This is a genomic window from uncultured Lacinutrix sp., assembly GCF_947500605.1.
GTDB lineage: Bacteria > Bacteroidota > Bacteroidia > Flavobacteriales > Flavobacteriaceae > Lacinutrix.
In genome coordinates this window covers 18,683-36,696 of sequence record NZ_CANMSJ010000010.1, presented here as the reverse complement: position 1 = coordinate 36,696, position 18,014 = coordinate 18,683, and the positions used below count along the sequence as shown (strand labels likewise).

Genomic DNA, 18,014 nt, shown 5'->3' with positions numbered 1-18,014 from the left:
TCAGAATCGTTAATTAAGATACAAAGAAAGGTATAGATATAAAAGAGAGATGTAAGCTATATCATTTTTTGATAAAACGTGTTTTTAGTTTTATTGAATTACTAACTTTTTTGTAATTCTAGCCTTATCATTTTTTAGAGAAGCTAAATAAACACCTTTATTTAAAAAACTTAAATCTATAGTTTCTATTTGGTTGTTTATTTTAGATTTATAAACTTCTTTTCCTAATATATCTAAGACTATTAGCTCAAAATTTTCAACTATATTTTCGTTTAATTTAATATTAAACTTTCCCGAAGAAGGATTTGGATAGAAGCTAATAGTACTGTCTTTGCTAAAAGTAGTAACATCTAAACTATTTATACCAACAGCAAACTCTAAAGCAGCACCTAATGCACCTTTAGTAACTTCAAAAAGATAGTTTACATCCATATTTGCTAAAGTGTCTGAACTAGTATGAGCATATGGAGTTTCATTTTTTTCGTAAAGACCAGTAATTATCTCTCCATTATTTTGAAAAGGCACATAGTCTGATGCATAAGCATAAGAAATCTCGGTAGCTAAATTAGAATATAATCCAAAGCAATTAGCCATAATAGTTGTAGAAGCAGCAGAAGCAGCATTGTTAGCGCTTGGTGTGTTGTCTTGGTCATTTTCGCAAACAATAATATTGTTTATTAAACCATTAACGCCTCCAACTTCATCTATATTAAGTACTAATGAAATATCTAGATTATCTGGTATTACCGTATTATTTACATAATAATTACTTCCTATTAATCCATCTTCTTCACCACTAAAATGAATAAATTTTATAGAATATTCTGTATTCACATTTTTTAGTAACCTGGCTAATTCCATCATTAGTACAGTACCACTTCCATTGTCATTTGTTCCCGTTCCGTTTATAGTATCGTAATGTGCATCTATTATAAGAAATGTGTTTGGGTACACAGAGCCTGTTTTGGTAATAATAATGTTATTAGTTGTATTACCTCCGTAGCTAAAAGGTTGCTCGACTATATCTGTATAACCTAAGTCTTGATACCTTGTTGTAATCCAGTTTTGAGCATTGCTTATCGCTGTAGATCCAACATCTTTAAGACCAAAATTTTCGAATGTTATTAAATCGGCTAATATGTTTGAAGAAGAAACATCTGTAACAACAGAGTTATAATACGAGTTATATGTTTGTGCACTTAAAGAAGAAATACTAAAAGTAAAAAGGACTATTAAAGTTTGTAATACTTGTTTCATTATTGTTGGATTTTGACAAAAGTGTAATATGTATTAAACAAATGTATGTTATTTAAAACGAACTCTAAAACTCAAATTAGGAGTAAAGCCAAGAGATTTGTTTTCAATTTTAGATATAGATTCATCTTCGTTTAAAATGTAGTAGCTGTTAAGTGTGTTTTTACGGTTAAGTATATTCCAAATCGAAAAACCTATTTCTGCTTTCGTATTTCGGGCTAAATTTAAATTATAAGTTCCAGAAAAATCGGTTCTAAAATAATCGTCCAAATTGGTTTTGTTAGCAGTGTTGTAGTTAATATTATTATCAAAAACAGGTTCTAAATTGTTAGGAGTAGTAGTGGGTTTTCCTGAATTCCAATTAAAGCCTAATGCCAGTTTTAAATTGTTAACAGCGTAAGTACCTGCAAAAGTTAAAGCATGAGAGACAGCAGTATTATTTGCAAAGGCTTGCGCATTGTTTAGTGTTGGGAATGAATAATCGTTATTACTTAAAGAGTAACTTAACCAAGAGCTAAACGCATTAAATTGTTTATTTATTAAAAAATCGATGCCTTTAGTTTCGTAATTTCCTATTGCATTTACATTTTGATATTGGTTTTGAAAACCTTGACTTTTTGTAGTTATACCATCTACATGCTTTATAAACGCTTCTACACTTACTAAAAGCTTGTTTTTGTTGTAATGTAAACCAATAGAGGTTTGCTTACTTTCTATAATTGGTAGAGTAGTATTATTCGCTAATACCCAACGGCGTTTTTCTATGCCTAAAAAATCGTTTTGGCGGTCTATTACTTGAGAAGTAACTTGGCTTTTAAACTCCCCTAATAATTCAACTTTAAAATGTTTTAGAAATTTATGATTGAAACTTAAGCGTGGTTCTAGTAATAATACATTAAAAGGTTTATAATAATTACTTCTAGTACCAATTTTTAAATGTGTTCTATTATTGTAAGAAGAAAAAGTGAATTCACTAAAAGTGGAGTGTGTACTAACCTCATGTTCCATATCACTTCTATATTCTGGATTGTTTATTTCCTCTAAATTGTTGACACTTACTTGAGAGTACTGGTAACCATTTGTCCAACGTAAACGTTCATTAAAATCTAGTTTAAGTTGAAATGTTATACCATAATCTTTAACTGCGTTATTTTGAAGCAAACGTTGGTTGTTTTCTATATCAAAATTTGTAGCATTTAGTTTATAATCAGAGACGTTTAGTTGTACTTCGCTACTTATAAATGAACTCCATTGTCTATTGTAGTTTAGTCCAGCTGCGAGATTTCGTTGTGTAATTCCGCTAATTAAAGCATCTGTAGAGCTGTTTTCTAGATAATCTAATGCATTAAAAACAGTAGTAAAACTAAGTCTTAATTTATCTTTAGAAGAAAGATCATGCAGCAATTTTGCACTTATATCGTAAAAATAAAAGTTTTCGTTTGATGTTGAATTTCCATTGCCTTCTGAAGTATTATCAATGTCCGAATCTTGAAAAATACGATCAAAATACTGCTGATAAGTTGGAGTATTTACAGCATCTGTAATCGAGCGTCTTGCAGATAACTGCAATTCCATATTATCTTGTAATTTTAACTTTGTAAAGGCATCGGCTTGGATTAAATTTAAACCTAACCCATAAGAACTTTCTTTATTTGTGTTAGTATCCAAACGCATATCTATTGTGCTAGAAACACCATCGCCATATAAGGCACTTGTACCATTTTTAGATATAACTACATTAGAAATTAAGTTAGGATTAAAGGCAGAAATCAATCCGAAGAAATGACCAGATTGATACATTTTTATACCATCCCAAAGAATTAAATTTTGATCGTGAGTACCACCTCGAACATTAAGGTTAGAGACCGATTCGTCTACACTTAAAACACCAGGTAAAGCTTGTACCGTTTGTAAAACATCAGCTTCTATTAATCCAGGAAGAATACCAAACTCGTCTGGATTTAAAACAACTTCTCCGGTTTTTGTTTTAGTAATACCAGTTGTTAAATAAGTGTTTAATTGTACTTCCTCAAGTGCTTCAATAGGTCTTGTTCTTTTTTTACTAGGAGCAATGGCAACAAAACGACTATTTATAATTTTAAAGTTTAAATTGGTATTTGTTCTTAGATAAGTTATTGCATCATTATAAGAAAGTAGTGTAGAAGGTTCTGTGATTTTTACACCTTCTGTAGTTTTGTCTGCATAGGTAAACCTAATATCAAAACGTTTTTCTAAAGCTTTTAAAACTGTTGCAAGAGGAATTGTTTCAGTTTTAAAAGTTTGAGCGTTCACACTAATAAAACTAAAAAAGAATAGGATAATTAAGAGAGTGAACGTAATTTTTTTACTCACGCTTTAGCGATATCTTATTGTTGTTTTTCGTATAGGCTAAGTTAAGCGGAATAGTAATGGCTTGCAATGCAATATCCAAATTATTATGCGCAAAACCACCTGTAAACACTTCGTTAGTGTCTATGTTATTAACGCTAAATGTAACATTGTATTGTCTTTCAAACTCTGCTATTACTTGAGTGTAAGGTATGCTTTCAAAATAAGATTCATTGTTAATCCATAACGGACTAGTATCATTAGTTTTTGGTCTTTCAACTAATTTATTGTCTAGTATTAAAAAGCTTTCTCCGGGTTTTAAAACACGACTAGTTTTGTTGTGTTCTACTTTTACAGAACCTTCATAACAAATAACTTCAAAAAGATTATTTCTATTATTAATATTAAATTCAGTGCCTAAAACAGAAATATCTCCTGCCGTTGTATGTACTGTAAACTTAGAGCCTTTGGCAACTTTAAAATAAGCTTCTCCAATTAGGTCAAGATTTCTAGAGTCTTCCCAACTGTTTTTATTAAAAGCTAAAGTAGATTTTGCATTAAGTTTTACTTGAGAATTATCTGGTAAAACAATACTTTCTTTTTGTGCAAATTCGGTTGCTATATTAGTATCTAATGTAGTAGTGTAATAGTAAGCCCCAACACAAATAGCTAAAATTGCTGCTACACGCATAAAAGGATTTAACCAGTTATTTTGTTTTTTAGATTTTGTTTTTAAGGCAAGGTTTAATTTTTCTAATTCTTTATCGTCTTCAAATTCTTGAGGTTTAAATTGCTGTAAAGCAGCATCTAACCTAGTTAGCTCATCGAAGTCTTTAAGCTGTTTAAAAGCTTCAAGCTCCTGAGAACTAAGGTTATTGTCTAACCATTTTTTTATTAAATCTTCTCGTTCCATAATTCTTATTCAAGTATATAACAACTATATATTAAAAATCCCTACCATTGTTTAAAAGTTACCATCATTTAGAGCTCCTTAATATCTTGACGTAGTTTTTTTAGAGCACCATAAATACGTTTTTCTACTGCTTTAGTACTTATGCCAAGTAGCTCAGCTATTTCTTTATGTCTTTTTCCTTCTACACGATTCATCATAAAAGCAACACGCTGTGCATTGGTTAAATTAGAAAGTGCTGTTTGTAGTTTTTCATTATACTCTTGTTCTTCCATTACAAATTCTGGAGACTCGTTAGTGTAATGTTTGGGCTTTGTTAGATGATGTTTTAAAACAATTTTATGATGCTTTACTTCATTTAGCATTAAGTTGTTCGCAATAGTAAAAAGATAGCTTTTAGCTTTTTCAGGTGTTACCTTTTTGCAATTCTGCCATAATTTTATAAAAGCATCTTGTGTTTTGTCTTTTGGATTTAAATGGTCTCCAAATTTATAGTAGAGGAAGTTGCTTAAGTCTTTTGCATGTTTTTTAAACAACGCGTTAAAGCGAATTTCGTCACAAATATTATCATGTAAATTTTTTGCCATAGGTGTTTCTAAAAACTTTCTAAATGTAAAAAAAAACAAATACAGAGCTAGGAATTTTTGAAAGTAAATTGTTTTAGTATTAGATATAGCAATTAAAATAAGCATAATAGAATTGCGATTTAGAATTTTAACATATCTAATTAGTGTGAAGAAATTTTGAAGTGTAATTAGATGATAATAAGCCTTTTTGTTATTTTATATACCAATTAGCTTACAGTTTAAAGTAACGTCATAATTACTTTTTTTAGTTGATTATTTATACTAAAGAGCCTTTGTTTTAAGAGGCTCTTTTTTTGGTTTAATATTATATGAGTTGAAACTTTAAAAATACACTACAAATACTTAAATTTGCGAATCTTAAGAATGAGTCAGGCTGCCTACTGCAAACTGATTACAGAATACTAAAAGAATATGTTTAATAATTTAAGTGAAAAGTTAGATAAAGCGCTACACGTATTAAAAGGTCACGGAAGCATTACAGAAGTTAATGTTGCCGAAACTTTAAAAGAAGTGCGCCGAGCACTTTTAGATGCCGATGTTAATTTTAAAATAGCTAAAGATTTTACCAATCGCGTAAAAGAGAAAGCATTAGGAGCTAATGTATTAACAACATTACAACCTGGACAGTTAATGGTTAAAATCGTTAAAGACGAATTAACCGAGCTTATGGGAGGAGATGCAGCAGGTATAAACCTTTCTGGTACTCCAACTGTTATTTTAATGTCTGGTTTACAAGGTTCTGGTAAAACAACATTTTCTGGAAAATTAGCAAATTTCTTAAAAACTAAAAAGACAAAGAAACCTTTATTAGTTGCTTGTGATGTTTACCGTCCGGCAGCTGTAGATCAATTACACGTAGTAGGAGATCAAATAAAAGTAGATGTTTATAGCGATAAAGGTAATACAGATCCAGTTGCCATTGCACTAGCAGGTATTGCACATGCAAAAGAAAATGGACATAACGTGGTAATTATTGATACAGCTGGTCGTCTAGCTGTAGATGAAGCCATGATGACAGAAATATCGAACATACATAAAGCTATCGAGCCTCAAGAAACACTATTTGTAGTGGATTCTATGACAGGTCAAGATGCTGTAAACACAGCAAAAGCCTTTAACGATGTCTTAAATTTTGATGGTGTAATTCTAACAAAATTAGATGGTGACACTCGTGGTGGAGCTGCAATTTCTATTAAATCTGTAGTAAACAAGCCAATTAAGTTTATTGGTACAGGTGAAAAAATGGAAGCTATAGATATTTTCTATCCTTCACGTATGGCAGATCGTATTCTTGGAATGGGAGATGTTGTATCTTTAGTTGAAAGAGCTCAAGAGCAATTTGACGAAGAAGAAGCAAGAAAAATACAGAAGAAAATTGCTAAAAACCAATTCGGATTTGATGATTTCTTAAAGCAGATTCAGCAGATTAAGAAAATGGGTAACATGAAGGATCTTGTAGGCATGATTCCTGGAGCAGGAAAAATGATGAAAGATGTAGATATAGACGATGATGCTTTTAAGCATATTGAAGCTATTATTCATTCTATGACTATTCAAGAAAGAACGAATCCTTCGGTAATTAATGCAAGTCGTAAAAAGCGAATTGGAAAAGGATCTGGAACTTCTGTAACACAAGTAAATCAACTTTTAAAGCAGTTCGATCAAATGAGCAAAATGATGAAGATGATGCAAGGTGGGAAAGGAAAAGCAATGATGAATGCAATGAAAAATATGAAGTAATTCTGTTTTTTAATTTATAATAAAAAGTATACTAGATAAAGGCAACCAATTAAAGTAATACAATAATGACTATACTTGACGGTAAAAAAGTAAGTAACGATATTAAAAACGAAATCAAAGCTGAAGTTGATAAAATGAAAGCTAATGGCGAAAAAGTACCGCATTTAGCTGCTGTTATCGTTGGTAATGATGGCGCAAGTTTAACTTACGTTGGTAGTAAAGTTCGTGCATGCGAGCGTGTTGGTTTTGAGTCTACAATGGTGCGTTTGTCTAACACTACAAGTGAGGTTGAGTTATTAGATAAAATTGAAGAATTAAATAATAATGACAACATCGATGGATTTATTATTCAATTGCCTTTACCAGAGCAAATAGATACTCAAAAAGTATTAATGGCTGTAAATCCAGATAAAGATGTTGATGGTTTCCATCCAATGAATTTTGGAAAAATGGCATTAGATATGTCTACTTTTATTCCTGCAACACCATTTGGTATTTTAGAGTTATTAGATAGATATAATGTAGATTCTAAAGGAAAGCACACTGTTGTTATTGGGCGTTCTCATATTGTTGGAAGACCAATGAGTATATTAATGGGAAGAAAAGGATTTCCAGGAAACTCTACAGTAACACTAACACATAGTCACACAAAAAATATTACACAAATTACATCTCAAGCAGATATTATTATTTCGGCATTAGGCGTTCCTAATTTCTTAAAAGCAGAAATGGTAAAAGATGATGCAGTAATTATAGATGTAGGTATTACACGTGTTCCAGACGAATCGCACCCAAAAGGTTATGTAATAACTGGAGATGTAGATTTTGAAAATGTAAGTAAAAAAGCAAGTTTTATAACACCAGTTCCTGGTGGAGTAGGACCTATGACAATTGCAATGTTATTAAAAAACACATTATTAGCAAGAGAGCGTCACAGAGCAAATATTTAATAGGTTATTAAAAGAACTCATTTTAATAGGTTCTTTTATTTCAATATAAAATCGAATTGTAACTCATGTTATAATTCGATTTTTTTTTAGCTCAATGAGAAGTTCATTCAAATTTATTATTAATCGTTTTTAAAATTCATTAAGTATATTCGTAACGTGATTCTTTCTAAACTAAATTATATTGGCTCTGTAGAAATAGGAAGCCTTCAGCATATTATTCCAATTGTAGTTGCTTTAGTTTTTGCAACTATTCTAATATGGTTCTCTAAAAACAGATTTAATAATAAGCAACAAGAGCTTGTTTTTAAAGGTGTAGGTCTTTTTGTGTCTTTAACAGTTTTAGTATTTCATGTAAATCTTATTATAAAAGGAAACTATAATCTAGTAACAGATTTGCCATTGTTTCTATGTAGTTTTATGGCGCTTTTTATTTTCCTTTTTACCAATAGTAGAAAATATTGGCTTTTCGAAATTTTATTATTTTGGATTATCGCAGGAACTTCTCAAGGTGTAATTACACCAGACATTTCGGTAGGTTTTCCAAGTTTAGATTACTTTCGTTATTGGATAGCACATTTAGGGTTAATAGTTGTTATTTTTTATGCGATTTTTGTTTTTAAAATGAGACCAACATGGAAGAGTATGTTTAAGTCTTTTTTAGCTATACAAGTGTATATGCTTGCTATTTTTGGTGTTAATTATCTTTTAGATGCTAATTATTCTTATTTAAATAAAAAGCCGAATTCAGCATCTGCTTTAGATTATTTAGGAGATTGGCCAACGTATTTAATAGTGGTTGAGATGATTTTAATCCCTTATTTTCTAGTTATCTATTTGCCTTTTTTTATTACTGATAAAGTTAAAAAACTATTTAGCAAATAACTGACTTCTATCTTTAAATGCTTTAAACTCTAAAGCATTACCTGCAGGATCCTTAAAAAACATTGTTGCTTGTTCTCCAACTAAGCCTTCAAAACGAATGTATGGTTCTATAATAAACTTAATGTTTTTAAGTTTTAGGTCTTCCGCGAAAGCGTGAAAACTATCCCAAGGTAAAACAACACCGTAATGCGGAACAGGTACATGTTTACCATCTACAGTATTGGTTTTAGTTTCTTCTAAAGATTGTGCTTTATAATGGATGACTAATTGATGCCCAAAAAAGTTAAAATCTACCCAATGATCACTACTTCTACCTTCTTCACAGTTTAAAATGTCGCGATAGAATACACGACATTCAGCTAAATTATGAACAGGAATGGCAATGTGAAATGGCGATAATTGTGACATAATTTATAACGTTAAATAGTATTACTCTTTTCTTCTATTAATAGAATGAATTTTGTTTGTTTCTTTAGTTTCTGTAGACTTGATATCTTGTTTAGATTCTTTGTAGTGCTTGTCTGAATCTACTAAAAGCATATTTAAAGTCTTTAATTCATCAGCAGTAAATTCACGGTATTCACCTACAGGGACATCAAGCTTAATATTCATAATTCGAGTACGTTTAAGCGAGGTAACTTCGTAAGTTAAATATTCGCACATACGTCTAATTTGTCTGTTTAAACCTTGTGTTAGAATAATACTAAAAGTATGAGAGTCTATTTTTCTAACCGTACATTTTTTAGTTGTTTTATCTAGGTCTTCAAGATAAATACCTCCAGCCATACGTTTAATAAACGTTTGCGATATTGGTTTGTCTACGGTTACAATATATTCTTTATCGTGATTGTTACTTGCACGTAAAATTTTGTTTACAATGTCTCCATCGTCTGTAAGAAAAATTAAACCTTCACTAGGTTTATCTAATCTACCAATAGGAAAAACACGTTTAGGATATTTTATATAATCAATAATGTTGTCTTTTTCAACGCGAGTATCGGTTGTGCAAACAATACCTACAGGTTTATTAAAAGCGAGATATACAAAATCTGCTTTACGTTCTGTAATCGATTTACCATCGACTTCTACAACATCGTTTTGGGTTACTTTTGTTCCTAATTCTGGAACAGATCCATTAATGGTTACGCGTCCAGCATCTATAAGTCTATCTGCTTCGCGACGTGAACAATAACCTGCCTCGCTGAGGTATTTATTAAGTCTAGTAAGTTTTTCTTCCATAATGCAAAGTTACAATTTAACTAGCGATATATTCTAGAATATGATTGTTAACAATCTCATTTCGTAAACCGTGTCCGTATCCTTTTGTAGTGATAAAAGTAGCATTTTTATGGTTTTCTGCAATCATCTCAGCATCATTATATGGGATGATTTTATCCTCAACATCGTGAATAATAAGTGTTTTAGTATCTATGTTTTTAGCAAAAGTAGCTAAAGAGAAGTAAGACGGTAGATTGTTAAAACGTTTTAAAACTAAATTGTTTAGTCCGTTTTCAATACGTTTATTATAACCCATCATATCTACATAGCGTTTAAATACGCCTGTAAATTCAGAAGGTGCTCCAAGTAAAATAAGTTTTTCTAAATTTTTATTCTGATATTTATTTTGGTAAAAACCTGTAGCCATTCCGCCAACCGAATGTCCAATTATAATGTCCGTTTTATAATGTTCTGCAACAAGGTGAATACATTCTGAATACATAACGGCATTAAACTGTTTACCGCTAGAAGCGCCATGTGCAGGAGCATCGAGTGCAATAATATTATAATTTAATGCTTTTAGTTGATTAATTAAAACTTCCCAACGGTGTGTATTACTTTCCCAACCATGAGCGAGTAATATAGTTTTTCCTGTACCTTTCCAATTATAGGTTAAGATATTAAGATTCTCATGTTTTAATTGATGTGTTTCTGCCGAGTCTAAAAAAGCTTTTTGTTTCTCTAAAACGCGTCCTTTTCTTGGAGTAGCAAATAAATCTAATGCTTTATCCGAAGCATATTTTGGAGAAATATAACTTATGGCATTTAAAGAGTTACCTATAATTTTTATTATTGTATTAGACATCTATACTAGATCTTGTTTAGAATTATTGTAATTGTTTTAATAAGAAATACTATTATTCTCTATTTACCAAATCCATTGAAAAAGCAGGTGTGCAAATAGCAATGTACTCGCAAGCAATAGTAAATGGGTTTGAATATTGTACGCGAGTGTTTTTTTCTATTTTAATAGATTGTCCGGCTTCTAAAATAATTTCTTCACCATCAATAATAAACTGCTTTTTCCCTTTTATTATATAAGTGTATTCATCGAATTCGGGTGTTTGAAAAGGTTCACTCCAACCAGCAGGAGCAATCATATGTGCAATACTAATGTCTTTATTACCGTCTGTTGCTTGTCCAAAATGTTCTTCTATAACCTTGCCATCGGTTGTAGGTACAACAAACGGACTGTTTTGGATAGTATATTTTTTGTTTTTCATATTAATTTCAATTTAAAAAATACTATTTAAGTGGTTTTTTCTTAATCATTCCACCTCTTAAATCTTTAACAATGCCCATAATAATAAAAGCACTTTTATCTATTTTATCTATTTCGGTGTGTAATTTGGCAAGTTCTAGTCTTGTTACAATGGTATAAATAATGTCTTTATTATAGCCTTTTTCTTTGGTATTATAGCCTCCTTTTCCAGCGTAAATAGTACAAGCACGACCTAATTTGTTTGTAATCATGTCTTGTAAAGCATCGTGGTGTTCAGAAATGATAGTAACACCTACATATTCTTCTACACCATCTACAACAAAGTCAACGGTTTTTGCAGCAGCTAAGTATGTTAAAATAGCATATAAAGCAGTTTCAATAGAAAGTGTATAAGCGCCAACCGAGAAAATAACAATATTAATTAAGAGTAAAACATCACCAATAGTTAGCGAGAATTTACGGCTTAAATAAATAGCTAAAACTTCTGTACCATCAATAACACTACCACCACGCATTGCCATACCAATTCCTAAGCCTAAAAAAAAGCCGCCAAAAACGGCAATTAATAACTTGTCATCGGTTATAGTTGGATAATCTACATAATGCACTACAACGGCTAAAAAAGTTATAGCTATAAAACTTTTTACAGCAAATTTTGTATTAATAGTTCGTGTGGCTAATAATAGAAAAGGAATATTAACTATTAGTAATAAAACGCCAAGTGATAAAGAGGTTATGTTTTGAATTAATAAAGAAATTCCAGTAGCTCCACCATCTATAAAACGGTTAGGTAATAAAAAACCATTTAGTCCAAATCCAGCAGAAAAAACGCCAATAATTATAAAAAGAGATTCTTTTATAGCATGACTTATCTCTACCTTTATGTTGTTAACAACTAGGCTGATGTCTTGAGTCGTTGTGGCCTCCTTTTTTAGCTGCTTTTTTTCTATTCTTTTACGGGCAACGTCTATTAGAAGTTTTGAAAAAAGAGGATTCATTAAGTTATGGTTTTTGTTTCTTATTTAAAAAAAGATTTTTAGTTTTTAATAGTCTATAACTTAATAGAAATTAACTTACCAACCAACCATAAAGTATTTAATTTTTGCAGTATCGGGAATATTAGCTGCTTCAATTTTTTTAGACATATCGAAACGTAATTCTCCAGGTAATTCTTCTTTGCTAATAGTAAAAAAAGTATTGTTTTCGTTTACTAAAATCACAACGTTTCGTAAGGTGTTTTCTATACTAGATATTTTGTGTTTTACTTTAATATCTCCAAATGTACTTAATGTTGTAATTCCTGTTTCTGTTTTGTAACGAGAATCTAATACTTTAATTGTGCCAATAGTTGCAGTAGAGTCTAAAGCTTCTGTTGGTGATAATTCTAATAGTTTTTTTCCGCCTTTTTCAAAAATTAAAATATCATTTACATTTCCTAAAAACTCGTCTCCGGCTATCTTTTTTACAATAGAATCTTTTGCAAAAATAGCTTCAAGGTCTTTAACTTGAGTAGAATCTGTTAATAAGCCAATATTATGCTTAGATATAGAAAAAGGGTTGACTTCTGTGTTGCAAGATGTCATTAGTATAGAAACTGTAAGTAGAGTAAAAACTATTTTTTTCATTGGTGTTATTTGCTTTTGTTTCCGCAAATACGGAAACTTTTTTGTGATATAATATTTGGGTTGTGTTATTTGTTTTTGGTAAGGACCAGAATTAGCTTTACTTTTTACATCATCTTTTTTAAGATGCCAAAAACACTCCTTATAAAAGTAGCGCTAGTTAAAACTTTAATAATTGGATTTTGTGCTGTGCTTCTCCTTCTTGTTGTCGTTCTGCTTGCTTTTTTAGCTTTAGTTGCTGCCTCTTCTCTCTCTTCTTTAGCATCGGCTTTAATTTTTGCTTCTTCTGCTTTGTCAATTCTTTTGTTAAGCATTTCGTAAGCACTTTCTCTATCGATCTCTTCGTTGTATTTTAATACTAGTTTAGAGTCGTCAAGTAAGTTTTGTAACTCAGTTTTAGTTAATACATCCATACGACTCATTGGAGCACGCATCATAGTGGCAGCTAATGGAGTAGGACGCCCTTTTTCGTCTAATGCAGATACTAATGCCTCTCCAGTTCCTAGAGAAGTTAGAATTTCAGCAGTATCATAATAATCTGTATCAGGATAGTTTTGTGCAGCAAGTTTAATTGCTTTTCTGTCTTTAGCAGTAAAAGCACGTAAAGCATGCTGTATTTTTAAACCAAGCTGACTTAATACACCTTCTGGGACATCGGTTGGATTTTGAGTAACAAAGTATAAACCAACGCCTTTACTACGTATTAATTTAACAATACTTTCTATTTGACTTAATAATGCTTTAGAGGCTTCATTAAAAATTAAATGGGCTTCGTCTATAAACATTATTAATTCTGGTTTTCCAGAATCGCCTTGCTCAGGCATAGTTTCATAAATTTCGGCTAAAAGACTTAACATGAATGTTGAAAACAGTTTTGGTTTATCTTGAACATCTGTTAAACGAATAATATTTATATAACCTTTTCCGTCTCTTGTTGTTCTTAATAAATCTTCAACTTCAAAACTCTTTTCTCCAAAAAATAAGTCTCCACCTTGTTGTTCTATTTCTACAACTTTACGTAAAATAGCTCCGGTAGAAGCACTTGATATTCTACCATATTCATCAGAAAACTCTTCTTTTCCTTCTTTGGTAGCGTATTGTAGTATTTTTTTGAAATCTTTTAAATCTAAAAGAGGTAGTTTATTATCGTCGCAATACTTAAAGATTACAGCAACAACACCAGATTGTGTGTCTGTTAAATCTAATATACGAGAGAGTAAAACTGGTCCAAATTCAATAACTGTAGCGCGTAAACGTACACCGTCTTGTTCAGACAGAGACATTACTTCTACAGGAAAGCCTTTGGCTTCGAAGTCTAAACCAATTTTAGCATGGCGTTCGTCTATTTTTGCATGACCAGGACTTGGTTGCGCCAATCCACTTAAATCACCTTTTATATCCATAAGCAAAACAGGAATGCCTTTCTCGCTTAAATTCTCAGCTAGAACTTGAAGTGTTTTTGTTTTTCCAGTTCCAGTAGCTCCAGCAATTAAGCCATGACGATTCATGGTTTTTAAAGGGATTTTTACAAAAGCATCTTTAATGGTTTCGCCATCTAACATTGCAGAACCTAAGGTTATAAACTCACCTTTGGTGGTGTTTCCGTCTGTGATATGTTTAAAGAATTCGTCTTGTCTGCTCATGTTTATTTATTTTGTATAAAAATATAGTAAAAAAAATGAAGAAAAAAATATGATTTAAAAACTGCAAACAAATAATTTTATAGTTTTAAATTGTTAAAATTTAATCAAGTTTAGTTATCCCAAAATTGATAAACTTCGCATTTAATGTATTCCCATCATTATTTAAAACATAACGGAATTTAACAAGATCATTTGCAGAAAAAGGATACATTACATTTCCACTAGTTCCCCAATAGTCTTGACTTGGTAAGCTAGAAAAGCCTCTGGATAAATAAGCTACTAAAGCATTGTTTTTATAAATGCCTAAAATGTACTTTTTATTCCCGCTTGGCATATTGCTAGTTGAAAGTGAGGCAGTGAATAAATAATTTCCACTTTCTTTTATTTTTACAACACCATTACTAACAACTTCATAAATATTTGTATTGGTAGCAATAACATCATTCACTCCAATAGGAAAATTTGTATAAGTATTGTTTGAAGTTTCTAATGCATTATTGTTAGAAGAAAAGCTTTTATTTAAAATTATTGAACTATTTGTTAAGCTAGACCATGCTGCGTTTTTGTATACAAAGTAAGAATTTACAGAAGTATTAAAAACTAAGGAACCTACTAAAGGCGTAGTAATTAAGTTCATTTCGTCTGTAGTCATTCTTGGCGGAACAAAAGCTCCAGTTGTACTATCTACTTGAAGCGCAGAGCCATCGTCAGGATTTGTTGTGCCAATTGCAACTTGTGAGTAAATAGAGGATGTGTAAAGTAAGGATGCTATTAATAGGGACAGAAAATTGTTTTTCATTAAGAATTAGTTGAGGGAATTATTTTTTGCTATTGAAGCGAAATTAGAAAAAATAATTAGAATAATTAAAGACTTAAAAGATTAACTTAATTTCTATCTTTGCAAGCTATGACGGAAGAAGTTCAAGATTTAGTAAATCAAGGAAAAATGTTACCTTTAATGGAGGAGTTTTATACCATACAAGGTGAGGGATTCCATAAAGGTACTGCTGCTTATTTTATAAGAATTGGTGGTTGTGATGTTGGTTGCCATTGGTGCGATGTTAAAGAAAGTTGGAATGCACAATTACATCCTCCTACAGGAATTGAACAAATTGTTGCAAATGCAAAAAAATACAGCAAGACTATTGTAGTTACAGGTGGTGAGCCATTAACTTGGGACATGACGGAGTTAACAAAGCAGTTAAAAGCCGAAGATATGAGTATTCATATTGAAACTTCTGGCGCTTATGAGTTGTCTGGACAATGGGATTGGATTTGTTTGTCTCCAAAAAAGATGAAACTCCCAACACAAGGCGTTTACGATAATGCCAACGAACTAAAATGTATTATTTTTAATAAGGACGATTTTCGCTTCGCGGAAGAGCAAGCTGCTAAAGTAAATGGAGATTGTATTTTATATTTGCAACCAGAATGGAGTAAGCGAGATACAATGGTACCTTTAATTGTAGATTACGTTATGGCTAACCCAAAATGGAAAGTCTCTTTACAGACACATAAGTATTTAAATATTCCTTAAAATAGATGATCCTTGGTTTTAGGGATTCTCTATCTATTTATAATAAATAACACGCTTACTTTTTTATTGAAAGAAGCGTGTTTTTTTATGTCGTTTATTTAATGTTTTGTGAATTTTAGTGCTTTTATCTTTGTTGTTTCTTACAATAGCTTAATAATTTGTTTTCTGAATTTTAATTTTAAATCTTTTTTCGTAAAATTCAATTGAAATAATTTCATTTAATATTTAAAATGTTAATTTTAGTTTTAATATGAAAGCATTTAAGGGTTATGTGTTTTAAAAATGAAACATTAATTTAATATTTGCTTCACAATCAATAATAAAAAGAATTTAAAAGATATAAGTTATGTGTGGAATTGTATGTGCTTTCGACCTTAAACAAAAAAGTGAAGATTTAAGACCTCAGGTTTTAGAAATGTCTAAAACCATTCGTCATCGTGGACCAGACTGGTCTGGTATTTATAGTGATGATAAAGCTATTTTAGCTCATGAGCGTTTAGCAATTGTAGATCCAGCTTCTGGAAAACAACCGTTATTTAGTCCTGATAATAAATTAGTATTAGCGGCAAATGGTGAAATATACAATCACAGAGAATTACGTAAGCAATTTGAAGGTAAGTACGATTTTAAAACAGAAAGTGACTGCGAAGTTATCTTGGCTTTATACCAAGAAAAAGGAGTTGACTTTGTAGATGAAATGAATGGAATCTTTGGATTTGCTATTTACGATACAGAGAAAGACGAGTATTTTATTGCAAGAGATCATATGGGAATCATTCCTTTATATATAGGATGGGATCAAAACGGAACTTTTTATGTTGCTTCAGAGTTAAAAGCTTTAGAAGGTATTTGTACTAAAATAGAATTATTTCCTCCAGGACATTATATGTCTAGTAAAGATGGTGAATATGTAAAATGGTACAAAAGAGATTGGAGTGAATATGATGCAGTTAAAGAGAACGAAACAAGTATTGCTGAGGTAAAAGAGGCTTTAGAAGCTGCTGTGCACAGACAATTAATGAGCGATGTTCCTTATGGAGTGTTACTTTCTGGAGGTTTAGATTCTTCAGTAGTATCAGCAATAGCAAAAAAATATGCACAAAAACGTATTGAGACTGGAGATGAAAAAGAAGCTTGGTATCCACAAACGCATTCATTTGCAGTAGGATTAGAAGGTTCTCCAGATTTAGCAGCTGCTCAAAAAGTTGCAGACCATATTGGAACTGTACATCACGAAATAAAATTTACAATCCAAGAAGGTTTAGATGCTATAAAAGATGTAATTTATAATATTGAAACTTACGACATCACAACTATTCGTTCAAGTACACCAATGTATTTAATGGCAAGAGTTATTAAGTCTATGGGTATTAAAATGGTTTTATCTGGTGAAGGTGCCGACGAGATTTTTGGAGGTTATTTATACTTTCATAAAGCGCCAAATGCAAAAGAGTTTCATGAAGAAACGGTTAGAAAATTAGATAAATTACACATGTACGATTGTTTAAGAGCTAACAAAAGTTTAGCAGCTTGGGGAATTGAAGGACGTGTACCATTTTTAGATAAAGAGTTCATGGATGTTGCAATGCGCATCAACCCTCAAGATAAAATGATTAACGGAGAACGCATGGAAAAATGGGTTATACGTAAAGCATTTGAAGACATGTTGCCAGAAAGTGTAGCGTGGAGGCAAAAGGAGCAGTTTAGCGACGGTGTTGGGTATAGCTGGATCGATACGCTTAAAGAAGTTGTAGATGCAGTAGTAACAGATGAGCAGATGGAGAATGCAGCATATAGATTCCCAATACAAACACCTCAAAATAAAGAAGAATTCTATTACCGTTCAATTTTTGAAGAGCACTTTCCAAGTGATGCTGCAGCATTAAGTGTGCCTCAAGAGGCAAGTGTAGCTTGTAGTACAGCTATTGCTTTAGAGTGGGATGAGGCATTTAAGAACATGAACGAACCTTCTGGTCGTGCCATTGCAAATGTGCATGATAAAGCATATTAATACGTGTTTGGTTCTCTAGGAAGAGTGGTAGAGTCTGTTATTTTTATTAC

Annotated in this window: 17 protein-coding genes; 5 read left to right on the top strand and 12 right to left on the bottom strand. The window is 31.4% G+C overall.

The genetic code is table 11. From position 1 onward, the window contains the following. Positions 1-90 precede the first annotated feature (90 nt). From Q0935_RS13250 to Q0935_RS13235, 4 genes are all read right to left on the bottom strand, one after another. Entirely contained in the window at positions 91-1,257 is a 1,167-nt protein-coding gene (locus Q0935_RS13250) for a M28 family peptidase (protein ID WP_299254170.1), read from the bottom strand. Between the two features lie 48 nt (positions 1,258-1,305). Continuing rightward, on the bottom strand, positions 1,306-3,546 hold the full coding sequence (locus Q0935_RS13245; RefSeq protein WP_299387074.1) for a TonB-dependent siderophore receptor: 2,241 nt from the start codon (positions 3,544-3,546) through the stop codon (positions 1,306-1,308). A 52-nt stretch (positions 3,547-3,598) separates the two neighbouring features. Continuing rightward, positions 3,599-4,495, bottom strand: coding sequence for a FecR family protein (locus Q0935_RS13240; protein WP_299254179.1), 897 nt, complete (start codon positions 4,493-4,495; stop codon positions 3,599-3,601). Positions 4,496-4,563: 68 nt separating this feature from the next. Further along, positions 4,564-5,079: a sigma-70 family RNA polymerase sigma factor gene (locus Q0935_RS13235; RefSeq protein ID WP_299254181.1), complete on the bottom strand. Its 516-nt coding sequence runs from the start codon at positions 5,077-5,079 to the stop codon at positions 4,564-4,566. 411 nt (positions 5,080-5,490) lie between these two features. Here Q0935_RS13235 and ffh point away from each other — a divergent pair, with 411 nt between their 5' ends. The 3 genes from ffh to Q0935_RS13220 all read left to right on the top strand — a co-directional run bounded on the left by ffh (position 5,491) and on the right by Q0935_RS13220 (position 8,651). Further along, the gene (gene ffh, locus Q0935_RS13230) at positions 5,491-6,819 is read left to right on the top strand and encodes a signal recognition particle protein (protein ID WP_055435738.1); all 1,329 of its coding nucleotides are present in this window, start codon (positions 5,491-5,493) and stop codon (positions 6,817-6,819) included. Between the two features lie 65 nt (positions 6,820-6,884). After that, entirely contained in the window at positions 6,885-7,769 is an 885-nt protein-coding gene (locus tag Q0935_RS13225) for a bifunctional 5,10-methylenetetrahydrofolate dehydrogenase/5,10-methenyltetrahydrofolate cyclohydrolase (protein WP_299387068.1), read from the top strand. Positions 7,770-7,925: 156 nt separating this feature from the next. Beyond that, entirely contained in the window at positions 7,926-8,651 is a 726-nt protein-coding gene (locus Q0935_RS13220) for a TIGR02206 family membrane protein (RefSeq protein WP_299387064.1), read from the top strand. On the opposite strand, the gene Q0935_RS13215 is transcribed toward Q0935_RS13220, so the two are convergent. From Q0935_RS13215 to Q0935_RS13180, 8 genes are all read right to left on the bottom strand, one after another. After that, a complete protein-coding gene (locus tag Q0935_RS13215; RefSeq protein ID WP_299387060.1) occupies positions 8,637-9,059 on the bottom strand; it encodes a VOC family protein in 423 nt (140 codons plus the stop codon). The genes Q0935_RS13220 and Q0935_RS13215 overlap by 15 nt on opposite strands. Positions 9,060-9,080: 21 nt before the next feature. Then, a complete protein-coding gene (rluF, locus tag Q0935_RS13210; RefSeq protein ID WP_299387057.1) occupies positions 9,081-9,890 on the bottom strand; it encodes a 23S rRNA pseudouridine(2604) synthase RluF in 810 nt (269 codons plus the stop codon). Between the two features lie 16 nt (positions 9,891-9,906). Beyond that, complete coding sequence (locus Q0935_RS13205) at positions 9,907-10,734, bottom strand: alpha/beta hydrolase (RefSeq protein ID WP_299254198.1); 828 nt, start codon at positions 10,732-10,734, stop codon at positions 9,907-9,909. A gap of 52 nt (positions 10,735-10,786) precedes the next feature. Further along, positions 10,787-11,152, bottom strand: a complete 366-nt coding sequence (locus Q0935_RS13200) for a cupin domain-containing protein (RefSeq protein WP_299254201.1) — start codon at positions 11,150-11,152, stop codon at positions 10,787-10,789. A gap of 22 nt (positions 11,153-11,174) precedes the next feature. Then, on the bottom strand, positions 11,175-12,149 hold the full coding sequence (locus tag Q0935_RS13195) for a YitT family protein (protein ID WP_299254204.1): 975 nt from the start codon (positions 12,147-12,149) through the stop codon (positions 11,175-11,177). A 75-nt stretch (positions 12,150-12,224) separates the two neighbouring features. Then, complete coding sequence (locus Q0935_RS13190) at positions 12,225-12,776, bottom strand: hypothetical protein (protein ID WP_299387052.1); 552 nt, start codon at positions 12,774-12,776, stop codon at positions 12,225-12,227. 104 nt (positions 12,777-12,880) lie between these two features. Then, the gene (locus Q0935_RS13185) at positions 12,881-14,416 is read right to left on the bottom strand and encodes a helicase HerA-like domain-containing protein (RefSeq protein ID WP_299387048.1); all 1,536 of its coding nucleotides are present in this window, start codon (positions 14,414-14,416) and stop codon (positions 12,881-12,883) included. A gap of 100 nt (positions 14,417-14,516) precedes the next feature. Further along, the gene (locus Q0935_RS13180; RefSeq protein ID WP_299254213.1) at positions 14,517-15,215 is read right to left on the bottom strand and encodes a hypothetical protein; all 699 of its coding nucleotides are present in this window, start codon (positions 15,213-15,215) and stop codon (positions 14,517-14,519) included. A 108-nt stretch (positions 15,216-15,323) separates the two neighbouring features. Here Q0935_RS13180 and Q0935_RS13175 point away from each other — a divergent pair, with 108 nt between their 5' ends. Together Q0935_RS13175 and asnB are read left to right on the top strand one after the other, a co-directional pair. Continuing rightward, on the top strand, positions 15,324-15,953 hold the full coding sequence (locus Q0935_RS13175) for a 7-carboxy-7-deazaguanine synthase QueE (protein WP_055435748.1): 630 nt from the start codon (positions 15,324-15,326) through the stop codon (positions 15,951-15,953). Positions 15,954-16,299: 346 nt separating this feature from the next. Further along, positions 16,300-17,964, top strand: coding sequence for an asparagine synthase B (gene asnB / locus Q0935_RS13170; protein WP_299387040.1), 1,665 nt, complete (start codon positions 16,300-16,302; stop codon positions 17,962-17,964). Positions 17,965-18,014 lie beyond the last annotated feature (50 nt).